22 protein-coding genes and 1 riboswitch are annotated in these 17,719 nt (G+C 35.0%); of the genes, 16 read left to right on the top strand and 6 right to left on the bottom strand.

What is annotated here, in order from left to right; genetic code table 11:
- Window positions 1-45: 45 nt before the first annotated feature.
- Window positions 46-924, top strand: a complete 879-nt coding sequence (locus C1N55_RS12010) for a LysR substrate-binding domain-containing protein (protein ID WP_137729050.1) — start codon at window positions 46-48, stop codon at window positions 922-924.
- 78 nt (window positions 925-1,002) lie between these two features.
- On the opposite strand, the gene C1N55_RS12005 is transcribed toward C1N55_RS12010, so the two are convergent.
- Together C1N55_RS12005 and C1N55_RS12000 are read right to left on the bottom strand one after the other, a co-directional pair.
- Window positions 1,003-1,524 (bottom strand): endolytic transglycosylase MltG, encoded by a 522-nt coding sequence (locus tag C1N55_RS12005; protein WP_137729049.1) that lies wholly within the window; start codon window positions 1,522-1,524, stop codon window positions 1,003-1,005.
- A complete protein-coding gene (locus tag C1N55_RS12000; RefSeq protein WP_137729048.1) occupies window positions 1,521-1,946 on the bottom strand; it encodes a hypothetical protein in 426 nt (141 codons plus the stop codon). Before C1N55_RS12000 ends, C1N55_RS12005 begins: the two co-directional genes overlap by 4 nt.
- Window positions 1,947-2,106: 160 nt before the next feature.
- On the opposite strand from C1N55_RS12000, the gene rpmG reads away from it, so the two are divergent.
- From rpmG to C1N55_RS11980, 4 genes are all read left to right on the top strand, one after another.
- The gene (gene rpmG, locus C1N55_RS11995) at window positions 2,107-2,256 is read left to right on the top strand and encodes a 50S ribosomal protein L33 (RefSeq protein ID WP_008408521.1); all 150 of its coding nucleotides are present in this window, start codon (window positions 2,107-2,109) and stop codon (window positions 2,254-2,256) included.
- 78 nt (window positions 2,257-2,334) lie between these two features.
- Entirely contained in the window at window positions 2,335-2,922 is a 588-nt protein-coding gene (locus tag C1N55_RS11990) for a 5-formyltetrahydrofolate cyclo-ligase (RefSeq protein ID WP_137729047.1), read from the top strand.
- On the top strand, window positions 2,919-3,131 hold the full coding sequence (locus C1N55_RS11985; RefSeq protein ID WP_137729046.1) for a YqgQ family protein: 213 nt from the start codon (window positions 2,919-2,921) through the stop codon (window positions 3,129-3,131). The genes C1N55_RS11990 and C1N55_RS11985 overlap by 4 nt, the downstream gene beginning before the upstream one ends.
- 387 nt (window positions 3,132-3,518) lie before the next feature.
- Window positions 3,519-5,423: an LTA synthase family protein gene (locus C1N55_RS11980; protein WP_137729045.1), complete on the top strand. Its 1,905-nt coding sequence runs from the start codon at window positions 3,519-3,521 to the stop codon at window positions 5,421-5,423.
- A gap of 108 nt (window positions 5,424-5,531) precedes the next feature.
- Here the strand turns inward: C1N55_RS11980 and C1N55_RS11975 are convergent, their stop codons facing one another.
- Entirely contained in the window at window positions 5,532-5,714 is a 183-nt protein-coding gene (locus tag C1N55_RS11975) for a DUF2759 domain-containing protein (RefSeq protein WP_137730633.1), read from the bottom strand.
- A gap of 166 nt (window positions 5,715-5,880) precedes the next feature.
- On the opposite strand from C1N55_RS11975, the gene C1N55_RS11970 reads away from it, so the two are divergent.
- Complete coding sequence (locus C1N55_RS11970; protein ID WP_137729044.1) at window positions 5,881-6,525, top strand: MBL fold metallo-hydrolase; 645 nt, start codon at window positions 5,881-5,883, stop codon at window positions 6,523-6,525.
- Window positions 6,526-6,736: 211 nt separating this feature from the next.
- Here the strand turns inward: C1N55_RS11970 and C1N55_RS11965 are convergent, their stop codons facing one another.
- Both C1N55_RS11965 and C1N55_RS11960 read right to left on the bottom strand, forming a co-directional pair.
- Window positions 6,737-6,979, bottom strand: a complete 243-nt coding sequence (locus tag C1N55_RS11965) for a DUF2626 family protein (protein ID WP_036201966.1) — start codon at window positions 6,977-6,979, stop codon at window positions 6,737-6,739.
- A gap of 116 nt (window positions 6,980-7,095) precedes the next feature.
- A complete protein-coding gene (locus C1N55_RS11960; RefSeq protein WP_137729043.1) occupies window positions 7,096-7,803 on the bottom strand; it encodes a helix-turn-helix transcriptional regulator in 708 nt (235 codons plus the stop codon).
- A gap of 285 nt (window positions 7,804-8,088) precedes the next feature.
- Here C1N55_RS11960 and comGA point away from each other — a divergent pair, with 285 nt between their 5' ends.
- The 10 genes from comGA (at window position 8,089) to gcvPB (ending at window position 16,908) form a co-directional block, all read left to right on the top strand.
- Window positions 8,089-9,099, top strand: a complete 1,011-nt coding sequence (gene comGA / locus C1N55_RS11955) for a competence type IV pilus ATPase ComGA (RefSeq protein WP_137729042.1) — start codon at window positions 8,089-8,091, stop codon at window positions 9,097-9,099.
- Window positions 9,080-10,150 (top strand): competence type IV pilus assembly protein ComGB, encoded by a 1,071-nt coding sequence (comGB, locus tag C1N55_RS11950; protein ID WP_137729041.1) that lies wholly within the window; start codon window positions 9,080-9,082, stop codon window positions 10,148-10,150. The genes comGA and comGB overlap by 20 nt, the downstream gene beginning before the upstream one ends.
- A gap of 13 nt (window positions 10,151-10,163) precedes the next feature.
- Window positions 10,164-10,580, top strand: a complete 417-nt coding sequence (gene comGC, locus C1N55_RS11945; protein WP_370452521.1) for a competence type IV pilus major pilin ComGC — start codon at window positions 10,164-10,166, stop codon at window positions 10,578-10,580.
- On the top strand, window positions 10,570-11,028 hold the full coding sequence (gene comGD / locus C1N55_RS11940) for a competence type IV pilus minor pilin ComGD (RefSeq protein WP_137729039.1): 459 nt from the start codon (window positions 10,570-10,572) through the stop codon (window positions 11,026-11,028). Before comGC ends, comGD begins: the two co-directional genes overlap by 11 nt.
- A complete protein-coding gene (locus tag C1N55_RS11935) occupies window positions 11,018-11,326 on the top strand; it encodes a hypothetical protein (RefSeq protein ID WP_137729038.1) in 309 nt (102 codons plus the stop codon). The genes comGD and C1N55_RS11935 overlap by 11 nt, the downstream gene beginning before the upstream one ends.
- Window positions 11,302-11,757, top strand: a complete 456-nt coding sequence (locus C1N55_RS11930; RefSeq protein WP_137729037.1) for a ComGF family competence protein — start codon at window positions 11,302-11,304, stop codon at window positions 11,755-11,757. The genes C1N55_RS11935 and C1N55_RS11930 overlap by 25 nt, the downstream gene beginning before the upstream one ends.
- A 201-nt stretch (window positions 11,758-11,958) precedes the next feature.
- Window positions 11,959-12,471, top strand: coding sequence for a shikimate kinase (locus C1N55_RS11920; protein WP_137729035.1), 513 nt, complete (start codon window positions 11,959-11,961; stop codon window positions 12,469-12,471).
- 133 nt (window positions 12,472-12,604) lie between these two features.
- Window positions 12,605-12,698, top strand: a riboswitch (glycine riboswitch).
- 274 nt (window positions 12,699-12,972) lie between these two features.
- Window positions 12,973-14,076 (top strand): glycine cleavage system aminomethyltransferase GcvT, encoded by a 1,104-nt coding sequence (gene gcvT, locus C1N55_RS11915; RefSeq protein ID WP_137729034.1) that lies wholly within the window; start codon window positions 12,973-12,975, stop codon window positions 14,074-14,076.
- 23 nt (window positions 14,077-14,099) lie between these two features.
- A complete protein-coding gene (gcvPA, locus tag C1N55_RS11910; RefSeq protein ID WP_137729033.1) occupies window positions 14,100-15,446 on the top strand; it encodes an aminomethyl-transferring glycine dehydrogenase subunit GcvPA in 1,347 nt (448 codons plus the stop codon).
- Window positions 15,439-16,908 (top strand): aminomethyl-transferring glycine dehydrogenase subunit GcvPB, encoded by a 1,470-nt coding sequence (gcvPB, locus tag C1N55_RS11905; protein ID WP_137729032.1) that lies wholly within the window; start codon window positions 15,439-15,441, stop codon window positions 16,906-16,908. The genes gcvPA and gcvPB overlap by 8 nt, the downstream gene beginning before the upstream one ends.
- A 382-nt stretch (window positions 16,909-17,290) precedes the next feature.
- Here the strand turns inward: gcvPB and C1N55_RS11900 are convergent, their stop codons facing one another.
- A complete protein-coding gene (locus tag C1N55_RS11900) occupies window positions 17,291-17,674 on the bottom strand; it encodes a rhodanese-like domain-containing protein (RefSeq protein WP_137729031.1) in 384 nt (127 codons plus the stop codon).
- Window positions 17,675-17,719: the final 45 nt, after the last annotated feature.

The raw sequence follows: 17,719 nt of genomic DNA, 5'->3' as shown, positions 1-17,719 counted from the left end.
TGTTTTTATCTGACTTATAAATTTTAGTAATAAGGAGTCCGGAAAATGGATTTTAATTCGCTTCAATATTTTGTCCTTGTAGCAAAATATGAAAATATGTCACGTGCTGCTGAGGTGTTACATATAACACAACCTGCTCTAAGTAAATCCATTTCACTATTGGAAGAAAACTTAGGGGTCACTTTATTTGACCGAAACGGGCGCTCCATTAAATTAAACCGTTATGGCAGATTTTTTTTAGAGCGAGCAGAGTCTATGCTGAAGGACTATGAAATGGCGAGAGAGGACCTGTTAAATCTTGTTTCACCAGGTCAAGGTGTTGTATCTATAGGGTTTATGCATACACTTGGACTCGAAGTGATTCCACAGCTGATGGCTGCTGTCCAAAAAGACTATCCACAACTAAAAGTTCAACTCACACAAAGTAATTCAAGTACCATCTTACATAAGCTTGAAGTTGGAGAACTTGATTTATGTTTGATATCTTCATTAGATACGCATAAGGATTTGATCTGGGTGAAACTATGGGAAGAAGAGCTCTTTTTAATTGTTCCAGAAAATCACAATCTTGCCCTTAAAGAACAAGTGAACCTAAAAGATTTCGCTAAAGAACCCTTTATCTCTATAAAGAAGGGAAATACATTGCGTAAATCTGTTGATGATTTGTATAAACAAGAAGGTTATCTATTGAATGTAGCCTTTGAGGGCGAAGAGGTTCATACAATTGCTGGTTTGGTCGAAAGTGGCTTGGGAGTATCGTTGATTCCATATATCAAGGGGCTAGAACAGTATAAAATTCGACTGTTGAAAGTGAATGCTGCCAATTGTAAACGTGAAATCGGTTTAGCATATATAAGTAATCATTTTAAAAGTGCGGCTACAAAATTGCTTGAAGAATATATATATGAATATTTTCGGAAATAAAGTCAATTGTGCATTACTTAGATTGTAGTAGAAGGGAAGACTGTTTTGTGTGTAAATAAGTCTTCCCTTAAATTATTCTTATTGTGATTTTCCCGTAATAATATTAGCGATTTCTTCTATAGACATGGAGGAATTTAATTCGAATTGTCCCTTTTGAATGGAAGTAGCGTACTCGGGCTGTGCTAAAAATAACTCCATTTCAACACTGTTATTAATAATCTTCATGTCTTTTAATTTTTGGGCTACCTCTGCGGGAGTTAAACCAGCGTATATATAAAGAGTGTCCAAAACTTCCTGATATGTTGTCACTGGTTCGGTAACTGTTTCTTCTGATTTATTCGTATCTGCGTTAGAAGGTTTGTCCTCTGATACAACTTCATTTGAAGACTGCTCCGGTTGATCTTTTTGTTCTAGGGATGCAATTTGTTCATTTGCAGCTTTTAACTGTTGTTCTAATTGATAAATCTTAGTGTTATACTGTTCTTCCGTTTTTGTATCTGTTGAAGAAATAAAAGGAATGCTGATTTTTTCTGAGAAAGTAAGTAACAAGCCAATTATGAAGCAAGCAAGCCCAAAAGCACGTAAAGCTGATTTTTTCATCGGTGGCCACCATTGTTTAATATCGAAATAATCTGCTCTTTCGATAATGTAGACATTTTACTGATTTCTTCAACAGGATAGCCTTGCTTATTTAGTTGGATTACTTGACTAACTAGTATTTCGTTAATTTGCTGCGAGTTATTAGTTGAACTTGCTTGTTTTGATTGTGTGGCCTGTGCTGCTTGTTTATAAGCTTGAATTGTTTTTTTACTTGAAGTTTTTGGTTTTACATTAAAATTTGGTTCTAGAAGTAACTCTTCTTCTATAATTTTCAATCGCTTTTTTAACGAATTTGTTTCTTGATAGATACTAATGGAAAAGTCTTCGAAATCTTGCTCCAACTTTTTTGAAGTATCTTTTAGGAAAAGGGATACAACGATACATAAAATACCGATGACCATTAAAATTGTTGAGAATTCCACTTTGTTTCCTCCGTTGAATGGCATTTTACGTTATTTTATCATAAGAAAAGTTAATAATAAATCATGCTAGATTTTTTTTCAGTTTATGTTATAATGATTTAGTCGTATAAATCATGCTCAAATGTAATACAAGTCTTGATATAGAGTGGGAGGGTTAATAATGCGCGTAAACATTACTTTAGCTTGCACAGATTGTGGCGAACGTAACTACATTTCTAAAAAGAACAAACGTAACAATCCAGAGCGTCTTGAACTTAAAAAATATTGCTCTCGCGAGAAGAAATACACTCTTCACCGTGAAACTAAGTAAGCATTATTGCCAAAACCACTTGTGGTTTTGGCTTTTTAATTATAATAATTAACCAATCTTTTTAAGGAATGATTTGAATTGAGTAAAAAGGATATAAGAAATCAAGTTAGATACTCCTTACAAGTAATGGACGCTCAGCAGTTTGGACTTTCATCTCTACATATAAAGGAAAATTTATTTAGAGAGCCTTCTATTATAAAAGGGAAGACGATTGCTATCACGATATCCAATAAGCAGGAAGTTGATACTATAGAAATTATTAGAACACTTTGGGACCTTAAGAAAAAGGTAGTAGTACCAAAGTGCAATCCGAAAGATCGTTCTATGGAATTCTATGAAATAAAGAATTTTAATCAACTCGAAAACGTATATATGGATTTACAGGAACCGAAGCCAGAATGTACTCAGCTTGTACCTCGTGAAAATATAGATAGTATAATCGTGCCAGGAATCGTCTTTGATAAAAAAGGGTATCGAATTGGGTATGGCGGAGGTTATTATGATCGGTATTTGACTCAATTTGATGGAATGTTGATCTCCGTCGCTTTCAATATTCAATTGAGGGAAAGTGTGCCAAAAGAAAGCTTTGATATACCAGTAGATGTAATAATTACTGAATCAGGAAGAATCGATTGTTCGAAAAATCGAAAGGAGTCTGACGTATGAAATCCATGAAAGATATTTATGACTTATTAAAACAATACGGAACCTTTATTTATACAAGAGATCGTTTGGGCGATGTCCTTTTGATGGAGGACGAAATTCGTGAGCTATATAAAGCCAAAGTACTAGAGCCAAGAGATTTCCAGAGCGCAATGTTAATCTTAAGGCAAGAAACGTCTAGAATAGAAAAACAAGAAAAAAATAGCCAATAGTCCCGAGGTTCATTTGTGAACTATTGAATATATTGGAAAATTTTAATTTTTATGTTTGAAACAAGCTATATTTGTTAATAAATGTTAAGTAGATGATAAGTAAATGAAATGAACCAACAGTGGATTTTATTCCACTGTTTTCATTTGGAAACCTTTTTGTAAATGTAACGTAATTATTCTTAGAGTATTATTATATTTGTCACCAAATTCGTTGTTTTATGTAACATTCTGTCGAACAGTTTTTCGTTACTGAGTATTGCTAAATAAAGTTAAAAAGATTAAGATAAAGTTTGTTTATTATTATCCTTTGTTGATTTATTGTAAATTTCATTTCACCAGAAATGTATTTCATGAATATATAAATTTTGTAGGAAAGGATGTTTTGGAATGAAATCTTTTAAATGGCCTAAACATTCGATATTAGCGATAGCTATTTTTGCGACTTGGCTTAAAACTGTGATTGTGTACCATACAAGCTTCGAGCTCGACATTGAAAATGCAATGCAAGAGTTGATTTTAATTATTAATCCATTAAGCTTTATCTTATTTGCATATGGGATTTCATTATTTTTTAAAACAGCCAAGGTTCGAAACCGCTATTTAGTTACTGTTAGTATATTTTTAGCAATCGTTCTATTTGCAAACGTTGGTTTCTATCGATTCTATAATGATTTTATTACATTTGCTGTATTGTTCCAGACTAGTAATTTCGGAGATTTAGGGAATTCAGTTGCGGATATTATCAGCCTAACTGATATTCTTTACTTTGCAGATGTAATTGTCTTACTTATTGCCGTTAAATTTATTCCAAAAGTTGAAGGAATCACACCAGTGAAAATCGAATTGCGACGTGCTTATTTTGTTCTTTCGATGGCTATGGTCTTCTTAAATTTAGGGTTGGCCGAAACAGAGCGTCCAGAGCTTTTAACACGTGCTTTCGACCGTGAGTTACTTGTGAAAAATATCGGTACTTACAACTACCATTTGTATGATATCTATGTACAATCGAAATCCAGTGCACAGCGTGCATTAGCAGATGGCAGTGAATTGGTGGAAGTAGATAACTATGTGCAGGCGAACCAAGCGACTGTCAATGCGGAAATGTTCGGAAAGTATAAAGGACGTAACTTAATCATTGTTCAATTAGAGTCATTACAGAACTTTGTTATTAATAATGAGATGAACGGGCAAGTGGTAACTCCGTTTTTAAATTCCTTAACAAATGATAAAGATACCTATTATTTTAATGATTTCTATCACCAAACAGGGTTAGGTAAAACAAGCGATTCTGAGTTCATCGTGGAGAATTCGCTATTTGGATTAGGACGTGGAGCGGTATTCTTTACCCATGGTGGCAATACGTACAATACGATGTCTGAAAAATTAGGTGAAAACGGCTACTATACAAACGTAATGCATTCGAACAATTCATCGTTTTGGAATCGTAATGAAATCTATGAGGCATTTAATATCGATAAGTACTATGACATTGAATCATATGATGTAACGGATGAGAATTCAGTGAACTGGGGTCTAAAAGATATCCCATTCATGGAACAATCGGTCAGCTTAATGAATGAAATGGAACAGCCATTCTACTCAAAAATGATTACATTAACAAATCACTATCCTTTCACTTTAGATGAAGAAGATATTATGATTCCAGAATATAATTCAAATTCAGGTACGCTAAATCGTTATTTCCAAACAGTTCGTTATTTAGACGAATCGATTAGAGTACTCTTTGATGAGCTAAAAAAATCAGGTCTCTATGATAATTCCATTATCGTGATGTATGGCGATCATTATGGAATTTCTGAAAATCACAATAAAGCAATGGCAATGTATTTAGAAAAAGAAGAAATAACTGCTTATGATAGTGCTTTACTTCAGTCTGTACCTTTATTTATCCACGTTCCTGGTTCAGGTGATGGGGAAGTAATTGATGAAGCTTCCGGTCAAATTGACCTACGTCCTACATTGTTGCATTTATTAGGGATTGAAACGTCGAATGACATGCAGTTAGGGGCAGATCTTTTCTCAGAAGAGCATGAGGACTTCGTTATTTTCCGTGATGGTCGATTTGTTACAGACGAACTAGTTTACGCTGGTGATCTATGTTACGATCGAAACACAGGTGAACAAACAGATATTGAAGCGTGTCAGCCTTATATTGATCGTTCTTTAGTTGAGTTAGAATACTCCGATGAAATCATTAATGGCGACTTATTGCGTTTTTATGATGAAACAACTGGTAATTTACTGCAAGATGCATTGGAAGTAGAAGAATAAAGCAAAGGGTTATCTCATCTTAAGAGATAACCCTTTCTTTTTGTAGTTGTAAAGGCTGAATGGAAGGAAAGAAAAAACGAGGCATCTATTAGATACCTCGTTTTTATCTTAGTGATGTAGTTGTGGTGGGTAGCCTTGATTTAATACTGTCATTACTACAAACCAACCAAAAATTGCTGCAGTAGCTAAGCTGAAAACTAAAGAAAGAACATTCTTTTCTTTAATTGCTTGGAAGAAGTTTACTACTGCGAAAATTGCAACTAAAGCGAAAATAACCATTAATAAGTTCATTAAAATAGACACTCCTTTCGACATGTAAACATGCATGTCGATAAACAATATTCCTTCTTTATTGTAAATCACCTTATCCCGTTTGTCGAGAAGAAATAATCTAGTTACTTGGCTCCAGAATGTAATTTTCTTCTAATCCATGTATAATAATCGAGAGGTGATTCCAATGTTAAATGTTAAAACGTATAGTTTAGGACCTATTCAAACAAATTGTTATATAGTTAGTAATAAGCAAAAAGACTGCATACTATTCGACCCTGGAGAAGAATCTTCAAAAATAATTAAAGTGCTTCGTTCGAATCAGTTAAAGCCAATCGCAATTTTCTTAACGCATGCACATTTCGATCATATTGGCGCTGTAGATGAACTAAGAGAGTTGTTTAATGTTCCATTGTATATCCATGAAAAGGAAGTTGCTTGGCTTGGTGATCCAATGAAGAATGGTTCTGGAAAATATGCAGAGCTTCCTGATTATATTGTTAAGAGACCTGAAGAAGAGCATATCATTCGCAAGGAACAATCATTTGATATACTAAATGTTAGTTTTAAAGCCGTTTTTACACCAGGTCATTCTCCGGGGAGTATTTCCTACATTTTTGAAGAGGATGGTTTTGCTATAGTAGGTGATACATTATTCCAAGGTAGTGTTGGAAGAACTGATTTAATAGGTGGCTCTCACGAGGTGCTGCTTAAGTCAATTCATGAGAAATTGCTTGTGTTACCTGAGGATACAATTATTTACCCTGGACATGGCAGCTATACGACTCCGACGCAAGAAATGGATACAAATCCTTTTTTAAACGGATTTTAGGTTTATTTTAACTTCAAATAAAAGAGGGCATAGATTGTCTACAAAAGGTACAAGGGAAAACGTTAGCAGTTCGTTTTGTTTTCCTGTGCTAAAGAGCTAGACATGTAACCAATGTTAAAAGAGATCTTCTGAACGATTCAACTTAGTTTGAATCGTTTTATTAATTTTATAAATAAAAAACACCAACTGAATAAACAGTTGGTGTCATTTATTAGTGGCCTGCACCTGGTACATGGATAAACGTAGTGTAGTACGTAAACCCTGCGAAGAATATTGTTAAATAAGCTCCGAAAATGTACATGTACATGCGTTCTGTTAGGTTTAAGAAGCCTAATAATAAGAATAAAATTGTATTACCAACGAATAATAGCGAAACCTCGTACATATCACCAAGGTAGAACATAACGGCAAAAACACCAGTCCAGAAAGCCATAACTTTATACATGTTACTCATGAAGTATCCCTCCTTTTGCCAAACGACACAATAATATCATCTTTTATTATAAATGATTTGAAACTATAATGTAAACTCCAACTTATATTTAGTTTGTGACAATAGAGTAGAAAATACTAGAGAACGTTTTTTAGTATCTCTATTTCGTATTTACAATTTTCACAATCATGAATCATACTCTCTACCTGAACAAACTCATTCTGAGGAAAAAGAACATCGATTTGGCCAGCTAAGTACGATTCATGTAAAATACATACAATCTCATTATCTGTAGATAATTGTTTTTTAAACGGACAATTATAAATTGAAAAGATTATTTTTTTACCTTCAGCGGTCTCGATAATTTCAGGTATGTATCCAATCAATGCGGAGGCATTTGTTAAAAGGATTACTTTTTCATTAAATGTGTTTAGTGACAAGCCTTTTTCATTTGCAATCATTTCTTTCATTTGGTTATAACCATCGCCATAACTAATCTTTTTTGCTGTCTCTATAGCTTCAGGTCCGAGTTGTTCTATTAGTTGCATTGTCCATTTAATCAAACGACTAGCCTCTCTTTTAGGGAAGCTTAATTCTATCCCATCTTCCGAAGCTTTGTATTCACGACCCGGTCTGCCACCTTTACCTGATTTGACAAAATAAGCTGAGATTAAATTAATTTCTGTAAGCTTCGTTAAGTGGAGTCTGGCTACATTTGGATGTATACTAAATTGTTCTGCAATCGCTTGCACTGTAAAGGATTTTTTTTGTTGAAGCATGTACTCATAGATCTGGTATCGTGTTTCATCTGATAAAGTACTTGTTATTTTTAAAGGATGAATCATGAAATCACCTCTCTGCTAATTTTTTACTTTTCTTACAGTTTAATTGTAACTTTTCTAATATAGAATAGATAGATTATTTGTAAATCAAATATTACAAATACAGCAAATTTCAATATTTCGGTTGTTTTGTTTTTTATATGTATTAAAAGCGAAAAATTTTATTTCATTGAATTTTGGGAACCTAAAATTTTATTTTGGCTAAAAGGGTTTTCTATTTAATTGTCTCAAGCTATACTGGCATTAATAAATGCGGTCAGCTAGTATACCTTAAAAGGAGGTGCAACCTTGGAGATAGAATCGGTAGTTGAGAATAAGAGTGTTCAATTATTATTAAAGGCACTTCACTTCGGCGCATCTGATATTCATATAGTTCCCGGGCAAGATAGTTATTCAATCCATTTTAGAAAATATGGAAAACTATTTCCAACGAGTAATTTACCAAATGAATTAGGGGATAGAATTATTTCTTATTTTAAATTTTTATCTTCTCTGGATATTAGTGAAAAGAGAAAACCCCAAAGCGGTTCTTTCCAGCAGGAAATTTTAAAGCAATTATACGCATTTCGCGTGTCTACATTACCCTCAATTTTCAAAAGAGAGAGTCTGGTCATTCGAATACTTCTTCAAAACGCTCGCCTTCCAATCTCATCCATCAGCTTAAATACAAACTCTGCAAAAAAATTAGTTCAACTGGTTTCAAGCCGCCAAGGATTACTACTTTTTTGTGGTGCGACTGGATCGGGGAAAACAACCTCTTTATATTCGCTAATTAACTACACAAGTGAAATGCTTGCTCGTCACGTTATCTCACTTGAGGACCCCGTGGAGAGTAACCAAACTAATTTATTGCAAATTCAAGTAAACGAACGTGCAGGTGTCACATATGCAGCAGGGTTAAAGGCCATTCTGCGCCATTCCCCTGATGTTATTATGATTGGTGAAATCAGGGATCGAGAAACGGCTGAAATTGCCATTGAGGCAGCTCTTACAGGTCACTTAGTACTTTCAACAATACATGCAAAGGACACAGTTAATTGTATTTATCGTCTATTAGATTTAAATATTTCACTCGAGGAAATTAGACAAGCCTTGATTGGAATTGTTGCCCAATGTCTAGTACAAGTTGAAGCAGAGGAGAGAAAAGCCATATACGAAATTCTGAGCGATTTAAACTTAGTAGATGCGATTGCGGCAACCATGAGAGGAGAACAATATGTTTTGCCACATTCAGAAAGATTAGCTAGTCAGAAAGCTTCTTTTGAGGTGAGAAAAAGAAATGCTCCAACGACTTCGTAATATAAAAAACTCCTCATTCTATGCTAACAAAAGTATGAAAGTGCATCAGCTTCCCTCTTTCTTAAATCGAATAAGCACATTGTTAAATGAGGGGTATACTTTCTCTGATTCGATTGATATGCTATTACCTTACCATGTCGACGATCCAGCAGCATGGCGTAAAATAATTTTAGAAAAATTAAAGAATGGAGAAGGTTCAACAGAAATTTTGGAGTGCTTTTTAATTCCCAAGCATTTTTTGGTTGCTATAAAGATTTCAGAGGAAAGTGGGAAGCTTGCTCAAAGCTTACAAACAATTTCCAAACAAATGGACTTTAACGAGAAAATGAGAAAAAAACTAATTAACTTGCTAAGTTATCCTATATTCCTGAGTATTTTTCTGGTGAGTATCTTTCTCGCTTTTCGCACATACTTTTTGCCCAATATTACACAAATTCTAAATACTAGAACTGATGCAACCAATAATGCAACGGTATTTATATCATCAATTTTCCTTCATCTTCCAGATATCTTTTGTCTGATTTTAGTATCTACAATACTCCTCTTAACCACTTTTATTATTTATATCAAAAAACAACATGTTCAAAAACAATTATCAATCATGTTAAAAATTCCGATTATCAATTATTTCTATAAACTAAATATCACAAATCAACTGGCCAGAACATTGGGAGAGCTTTTAATAGTTGGATTCTCACTACAACAGGCATTAACTATTTTACAAGACCAACAACTAAATAAAATTCTCGCCTACGTGTCAGAGAAAATTGAGACCCAAGTAATATTCGGAGAATCACTTTCCACTGCTGTCCATAATTTAGGGTGGTTTTCAGCAAAATTTGATGAGTTTATTAAGCATGGAGAAAAAAGTGGTTATCTAGGCAGACAACTACTAATTTATAGCGAGTTAATTGAAGAGAAGTTACAGTTTTTTATTAAAAAAGGCGTCTCGATTGTACAACCGATTTTCTTTATCATCATTGCTTTAAGTATTATTGCTGCCTATCTAAGTATCTTACTGCCAATGTATGAACTAATTGAAATAATCTAATAGGAGCGTGTATTTGTTGAAAAGAAAGACTGAAAATGGATTTACTTTCATTGAATTGAAGGATGCTAAAAATGTTGGTTCCTCTGTTAAAAAGAAAAACCTGCAATCCGGGTTCACTTTAATAGAAATGTTAATCGTACTTCTGATCATTTCGATCCTAATACTAGTAACGATACCAAATGTTACAAAACACTTTACAACGATTGATAACAAAGGTTGTGAAGCGTATTTAAAAATGGTGCAGGGACAGGTAGAAGCCTACAAAATTGATAACCAGTCATTGCCCACTTTAACACAGCTTAAAACAGATGGTTACTTAAAGAATGATCAAGCAACTGAATGTCCAAACGGCGACTTGATCGAGATACAAAGTGACGGAAATGTAATAGCAGTAAAACGAACTACCACTGAAGGTTCAGATGGAAGTTAAGTTGCATAGAGAAGTGATGAAAAATAGTAATGGATTTACACTGATTGAAATGCTTCTTGTGCTTTCTATCGTTCTTCTAATAAGTTCTATCGTTTTTCAAATAACCCTTTCACTTTCAGAACGGCGTGTAGTTGATCAATTTTTTGAGCAGGTGATGTTAGATATTCAAGAAATTCAAGCACTAGCAATAGCGAAAAATGAGCCGTTTAATATCCAATTATATAATAATCATTATAAAGGGTACGGCATCTTCTCAGGAGAAATAATATTTGAAAGAGATTTCCCTCAAAACATTAAGTTAGACGTGACTAGCAATTTAAAATATTTTATGGTCTATCCAAATGGTGATGTTTCTAATTTTGGGACTATTCGGTTTCACACACCTTTTGGAGATGCGAATTTGATTATTTATATCAAAGAAGGACGGATGAGGCTAGTTGAATTGTAGAGGAATAGCATTTGTTGAGACATTATTATCGGTAGCTATCGTTTTAATCATAACCAGTTCATTGCTTCCACTAAGCTACCGATTGAAAACTACATTGTATAATGAAAAAGTTGAACTGCATGCTTCAGAAACAGCTCTTGAGGCTGTAAAGCTGATTAGGGAATCCTTAACTCTAACTGGTACAAAAACAATTGAAGGTAATGACTATCAGTGGAAATTTGATGGAGATCAAATTTGTGTTCAATTTAAAAACTTAAGTGGAGAACAAGTGAAATGCATCAATCGAAATGGAGAGTAGTTCATAATAGTCAGGGATATACCCTGCTTGAAGCGCTTTTTTCCTTTAGTGTATTTGTGATCCTCGCTCAAATATTATTAGTCGTCCTTTTTTGGATACAGCAAATGAATACAACCTATTTTACAAATGAAGATACAGCTTGGGAATTCTTTGTGTACGACTTTCAACAATCTTTAGTAAATGTTAAAGAGATTAAATTATCAAATGACTCCAAAACAGTAGATGTATTTTATATAAATGATGTAAAAAAAATAAATCGAAGTGGCGATGTGCTTAGATTAATTATAAACAATCAAGGTAATACTCCATTATTAATCGGAGTTCGCAGTGCTTTGTTTAATTGGGATGGTCAATTTCTCACGTTATCAGTTATTTTTAACAATGGGGTAGAAAAGGAGAGGAGGTTTTTTGTTCAAAAAATTACGCAATGAAAGTGGAGCAACTTTTGCACTTGCTATCATGTTGTTATTTGTCACAACTTCTTTTATTACTTTCTATTGTTTATCGTACGAATCACAAATAAAAGTGTATAATTCATTGGAATTCGCCAATGTTCGTGCTACGATAAACCTACTGAGGGAAATTGGTAGTAAGTAGTAGATAGATTTTGGAGAGTCAAAGAAGGTGATAGCATGCGAAAAATATATTTAGTAGGCTTCATGGGATGTGGTAAGAGCGCTATCGGACGAAGGCTAAGTTATTTTTTAAGACTGCCATATTACGACATGGATCATGAGATTGTTCGGCAACAAGGAATGTCAATTCCCGAAATATTCGAGGTGTATGGAGAAGCTCATTTTAGAACATTAGAAAGAGAATTTCTTCTTAACTTCCGAGACGAAGCATGTATTATTGCAACTGGTGGCGGAGTAGCAATGAGCGAAGAAAACCGTAATATCATGCGTCGTTCCGGATTGGTCTTTTTTTTAGATGCAACATTCGAAGATATATATGTGCGTATTAAAAATGATAAAAATCGACCAATCGTACAACGTTCTACTAAACAAGAGTTAGAGCAATTGTATCAAACGAGAAGAAAGTTCTATAGAGCTTGTGGTCATATTCGAGTATTGACTGAAAGTCGAACTCTACGTCAAATTGTTGAATATATAGGCTTTCAGGTGAATCGTTTAAAAGGCGAATGATAATTGTATTTTTTATTTAGAATGTTCGTTTTTAAACTTAATTTAAAAAAAGATTGCCTTTTCATGACCACCAATGTTAGGATATAGCCAAGAGATGTTATATTTAGTACATTGAATTTAGAATATCGCGCGGATGATTGTGCGGGGAGAGAACGTGAAAAGCGTCGCCGAAGGAGCAAGTAGTGAAGAGCTATGAATCTCTCAGGCAAAAAGACTCGTACAGGACGCATCTCTGGAGAGTGCTGTTTTCAGCTTGTTTGAATCAGCCACCAAAGGGGAAAGCCAATTTTAATTCGAATTACTAAGAGTGATTTGGTGTAACTTTCAGGTGCAAGGACAGGGGATTCCTCAAGTAACTAGAGGATTCGTCTGTCCTTTTTTTGCGGATAAGAAAGGGTTTTAAAGAATATCCGGCAAAAATGCGTCAAAATCTCGACCTCTTCTGAGTTGAGATGTGTTTTCCAATGTGCAAAATTATGGATAATATTAGGGGGACCAAGAATGGGAAATGAATTAAAACGAACGCCACTTTTTTGTGAGTATGCAAACTACGGCGGGAAAACAATTGATTTTGGAGGTTGGGATCTACCGGTCCAATTCTCTTCCATTAAAGAAGAGCATGATGCTGTTCGTCACCGTGCTGGCCTTTTCGATGTATCCCATATGGGAGAAATTATTGTAGAAGGCAAAGATGCATTAACATACTTACAATTTTTATTAACTAATGATATTTCAAAAATTCAAATTGGTGGAGCTCAATATAATGCGATGTGTTATGAAACTGGTGGAGTTGTTGATGACCTATTAGTTTACCGACTAGAAGATGAGAAATATTTATTGTGTGTGAATGCAGCTAATATTGAAAAAGATTTTGAATGGATGAATAAACACGTTCAAGGTGATGTTACTGTAATAAACAAATCCAATGAATATGCACAAATTGCCTTACAGGGTCCGTTATCTGTAGAAGTACTTCAAACTTTAACTGATGTGGACTTGAACTCTTTGCAATATTTTAAATTTATAGAAAACGCTCAGATTGCTGGAAACCAAGTATTACTTTCGCGTACTGGTTATACAGGGGAAGATGGTTTTGAACTTTACGGTGAGCCTCAAGCAATCGTTGATTTATGGACAAAAATTTTAGAAGCAGGAAAAGACAAGGGAGTAGTACCAGCTGGATTAGGAGCTCGTGATACTTTACGCTTTGAAGCATGTCTTCCTTTATATGGCCAGGAGCTTTCAAAAGATATTTCACCACTTGAAGCTGGAATTGGTTTTGCAGTAAAGCTTCAAAAAGAAAGTGACTTTATCGGAAAAGAAGCTCTAATTTCCCAAAAGGAAAATGGTCTTGCTCAAAAACTTATCGGTGTTGAAATGGTTGACAAAGGGATTCCTCGTCATGGCTATAAAGTGTTTAAAGATGGGATTGAAATCGGAGAGATCACAACAGGAACCCAATCGCCATTAACAAAGAGAAACATTGGTTTAGCTTTAATTGATGCAAAATTTGCTCAATTAGAAACTGAATTAGAAGTTGAAATTCGAAATAAAAAAGTAAAGGCGCAAACTGTCGCAACTCCTTTTTATAAACGCTCAAATTAAATCGTGAAAAGAGGCTTAATCGAATGGTACATCGTTATCTTCCTATGACGGAACAAGATAAAAAAGAGATGCTTTCGACGATTGGTGTTGAAAGTATTAACGAATTATTTTCGGATATTCCTGAAAGTGTTCGTTTCCAAGGCTTATATAATATAAAACCGGCAAAATCAGAATCTGCTCTATTGAAAGAATTAAAACAACTAGCTGCTAAAAATGAAGACACAGATTCAAATGTGTCTTTCCTGGGTGCAGGTATTTATAACCACTATAAACCAGTAATTGTCGATCATGTTATTTCTCGTTCAGAATTTTATACTGCCTACACACCATATCAACCTGAAATCTCACAAGGTGAATTACAAGCCATCTTTGAATTCCAAACAATGATTGCAGAACTTACTGGAATGGATCTAGCAAACTCATCAATGTATGATGGAGGTACTTCCTTAGCAGAAGCTGGAATGCTTGCCGCCGGTCATACTCGTCGCAAGAAATTACTAGTTTCAGAGGCAATCCATCCTGAATATCGTGATGTAGTAGCTACTTATGCTTATGGTCAATCTATTGAAATTGTAACAGTACCAACTACTAACGGTGTTACAGATATCGATAAGTTAAAAGAATTAATAGACGACAATACAGCAGGAGTAATGGTGCAGTATCCAAACTTCTTTGGTCAAATCGAGGATCTTCAAACAATTGGTGACATTACTCATGAAGCGAAGGGATTATTTATCGTGTCAGCGAATCCGCTCGCTTTAGGTATCCTAACTCCTCCAGGCAAATTAGGTGCAGATATAACTGTAGGGGATGCTCAAGTGTTTGGTATTTCTGAAAGCTTTGGTGGTCCTTATTGCGGTTATTTCGCTACAACTACTAAGCTAATGCGTAAAGTACCAGGTCGTTTAGTAGGAGAAACTGTAGATCAAGATGGTCGCCGTGGCTATGTTTTAACTTTACAGGCTCGTGAACAGCACATCCGTAGAGAAAAAGCGACGTCCAATATTTGTTCAAACCAAGCTTTATTAGCTCTTGCAGCGTCTGTTGCAATGACTGCCCTTGGTAAAAAAGGTGTTCAAGAAATGGCGAAACAAAACATAGTGAAAACTCGTTATGCAAAAAATGCCTTTGAAGCAGCAGATTTCACAGTAGCATTCCAAGGGGCACACTTTAATGAAATTGTCATAAAAACAAACAAATCAGTAGCCGAAATCAATGAACAACTTATTCAGGATGGTATTATTGGCGGCTTTAACTTAGGCACAATTTATCCAGAGTTAGAAAATCATGTATTGATTGCTGTTACTGAATTACGTACAAAAGAAGAAATCGACGCATTAGTTGAGAAAATGGGGGCTTACAATGCATAACGAAAATCAATCACTCATTTTTGAATTATCCAAAGAAGGTCGTGTAGGCTACAGCTTACCAGAATTAGATGTACAGGATTTTGATCTATCTGATTTACTGCCAGCAGGGTATGTTCGTGAAGAAGCTGCGGAATTACCGGAAGTTGCAGAACTAGACATTATGCGCCATTATACAGCTCTATCTCGTCGTAACCACGGAGTAGATTCAGGGTTCTATCCATTAGGCTCTTGTACAATGAAATACAATCCGAAGATTAATGAAAATGTAGCGAGATTATCAGGCTTCGCCAATATCCATCCTCTACAAGATGAAGCTACTGTACAAGGTGCTATGGAGTTGTTATATGAACTTCAAACTTCATTAGTAGAAATTACAGGTATGGATGAAGTAACTTTACAACCGGCAGCCGGAGCTCATGGAGAATGGACAGCATTAATGATGATCCGAGCATTCCATGAAGCGAATGGAGAAGGTCATCGTAACAAAGTTATCGTGCCAGACTCTGCTCATGGAACGAACCCGGCATCAGCAACAGTTGCAGGTTTTGAAACGATTACCGTGAAATCAAACGAAGATGGATTAGTAGATCTAGACGATTTGCGCCGAGTAGTTGGAGAAGATACAGCAGCGTTAATGTTAACAAATCCTAATACACTAGGTTTATTTGAGGAAAACATTTTGGAAATGGCTGAAATCATTCATGGTGTTGGCGGTAAAGTATATTATGATGGCGCTAATCTAAATGCAGTTATGAGTAAAGCACGTCCTGGAGACATGGGCTTTGACTGTGTACATTTAAACCTTCATAAAACATTTACAGGTCCTCATGGTGGAGGTGGGCCAGGTTCTGGTCCAGTTGGTGTGAAATCGGATTTAATTCCTTTTTTACCAAAACCTGTTTTAGTGAAAAAAGAAGATGGCTCATTCCATTTTGATTACAATCGTCCTCAATCAATTGGTCGTGTTAAGCCTTATTACGGTAACTTCGGTATCAATGTACGTGCTTATACTTATATCCGTACAATGGGGCCAGATGGTTTAAAAGCTGTAACTGAATATGCAGTTTTAAATGCGAACTACATGATGCGTCGCCTAGAGCCATACTTTGATCTTCCATATAACCGTCATTGTAAGCATGAATTCGTTCTTTCAGGCCGACGTCAGAAGAAATTGGGTGTTCGTACTTTGGATATTGCCAAACGTCTTTTAGACTTTGGGTATCATCCACCAACAATTTACTTCCCATTGAATGTTGAAGAGGGAATGATGATTGAACCGACAGAGACAGAATCAAAAGAGACCTTAGATGCATTTTGTGACGCTATGATACAAATTGCAAAAGAAACGGAAGAAAACCCTTCTATCGTACAAGAGGCACCACATACAACAGTAATAAGCCGTTTAGATGAAACTCGTGCTGCTCGTACACCGGTTCTTCGTTTTACAAAAAATGAAGGTTAATAGATTTAGACGTCTTTTATGAGGCGTCTATTTATTTGTGGGTGTTCAATTTATCAAAAAAGTGATAACAGATAAAAAAATTAGTAGAATTAGCAGGATTTAGAATTGTTCAAAAAAGTTAAAATAAAAATTCCTATTTAATAGGAAGAAACTCATGTTTTTTATTGTATAGATAGCGGTTTTTTGAGATGTTTTCAAGAGTGATAAATGATAAATGTGAAGATGAAAATAAATATATCGAATCATTTTTAAAGGGACATCTCATATTTTGCGAGACGTCCCTTTTTTAGCGGATAGAAAATTTTAAGATTTCGAGGATTACCCGCAAAAGAAAAAACATAACCTGACCAATTATTGCCCAAGCCGTGTTTTTCTAAAGTGCTTATGCTTTTGTTTTCACTTTACCTGTCCAAGTTTTGAAGCCGCCTTGTAATTGGTAGACCTGATTATAGCCTTTTTTCTTTAAGAAAAGGGCAGTACGTGCACTACGGCCAGAATTTTGGCAATAAAGGTAAACCGGTAAATCAGAACGAACTTCTTTATAGCGCTGGCGAAGTTGGGTTGAGGGGATATTACGTGCACCTAAAATATGACCCGCTTCAAATTCCTTAACTTCACGCACATCAATAAGTTGTGCTTTTCGATAGCCTTGGATAAATTGTTCTTGAGTTAAGTTTGTCACTGCCTTTTTAAGACGCAGTGTATTTACTAGAACGTATACGACGATAACACCTAGTATGATAGCAATTGTATAAAGTACAGCCACTGCAATATTTCTCCTTTCTTTCTTCATATTCCATTATAAAAGAGA

The organism is Lysinibacillus sp. SGAir0095 (assembly GCF_005491425.1).
Classification (GTDB): domain Bacteria; phylum Bacillota; class Bacilli; order Bacillales_A; family Planococcaceae; genus Ureibacillus.
This window is presented reverse-complemented; position numbering and strand designations above follow the sequence as displayed.

Excerpts from the sequence above, each read along its gene's own strand:
- C1N55_RS12010 (WP_137729050.1), top strand. The coding sequence starts at position 46 with ATGGATTTTAATTCGCTTCAATATTTTGTCCTTGTAGCAAAATATGAA.
- comGB (WP_137729041.1), top strand. The coding sequence starts at position 9,080 with ATGCTCCAACGACTTCGTAATATAAAAAACTCCTCATTCTATGCTAAC.
- C1N55_RS11985 (WP_137729046.1), top strand. The coding sequence starts at position 2,919 with ATGAAATCCATGAAAGATATTTATGACTTATTAAAACAATACGGAACC.
- rpmG (WP_008408521.1), top strand. The coding sequence starts at position 2,107 with ATGCGCGTAAACATTACTTTAGCTTGCACAGATTGTGGCGAACGTAAC.
- C1N55_RS11980 (WP_137729045.1), top strand. The coding sequence starts at position 3,519 with ATGAAATCTTTTAAATGGCCTAAACATTCGATATTAGCGATAGCTATT.
- C1N55_RS11930 (WP_137729037.1), top strand. The coding sequence starts at position 11,302 with ATGCATCAATCGAAATGGAGAGTAGTTCATAATAGTCAGGGATATACC.
- C1N55_RS11970 (WP_137729044.1), top strand. The coding sequence starts at position 5,881 with ATGTTAAATGTTAAAACGTATAGTTTAGGACCTATTCAAACAAATTGT.
- gcvT (WP_137729034.1), top strand. The coding sequence starts at position 12,973 with ATGGGAAATGAATTAAAACGAACGCCACTTTTTTGTGAGTATGCAAAC.
- C1N55_RS11960 (WP_137729043.1), bottom strand. The coding sequence starts at position 7,803 with ATGATTCATCCTTTAAAAATAACAAGTACTTTATCAGATGAAACACGA.
- C1N55_RS12005 (WP_137729049.1), bottom strand. The coding sequence starts at position 1,524 with ATGAAAAAATCAGCTTTACGTGCTTTTGGGCTTGCTTGCTTCATAATT.
- C1N55_RS11920 (WP_137729035.1), top strand. The coding sequence starts at position 11,959 with ATGCGAAAAATATATTTAGTAGGCTTCATGGGATGTGGTAAGAGCGCT.
- gcvPA (WP_137729033.1), top strand. The coding sequence starts at position 14,100 with ATGGTACATCGTTATCTTCCTATGACGGAACAAGATAAAAAAGAGATG.
- comGD (WP_137729039.1), top strand. The coding sequence starts at position 10,570 with ATGGAAGTTAAGTTGCATAGAGAAGTGATGAAAAATAGTAATGGATTT.
- gcvPB (WP_137729032.1), top strand. The coding sequence starts at position 15,439 with ATGCATAACGAAAATCAATCACTCATTTTTGAATTATCCAAAGAAGGT.
- C1N55_RS11975 (WP_137730633.1), bottom strand. The coding sequence starts at position 5,714 with ATGAACTTATTAATGGTTATTTTCGCTTTAGTTGCAATTTTCGCAGTA.
- C1N55_RS11965 (WP_036201966.1), bottom strand. The coding sequence starts at position 6,979 with ATGAGTAACATGTATAAAGTTATGGCTTTCTGGACTGGTGTTTTTGCC.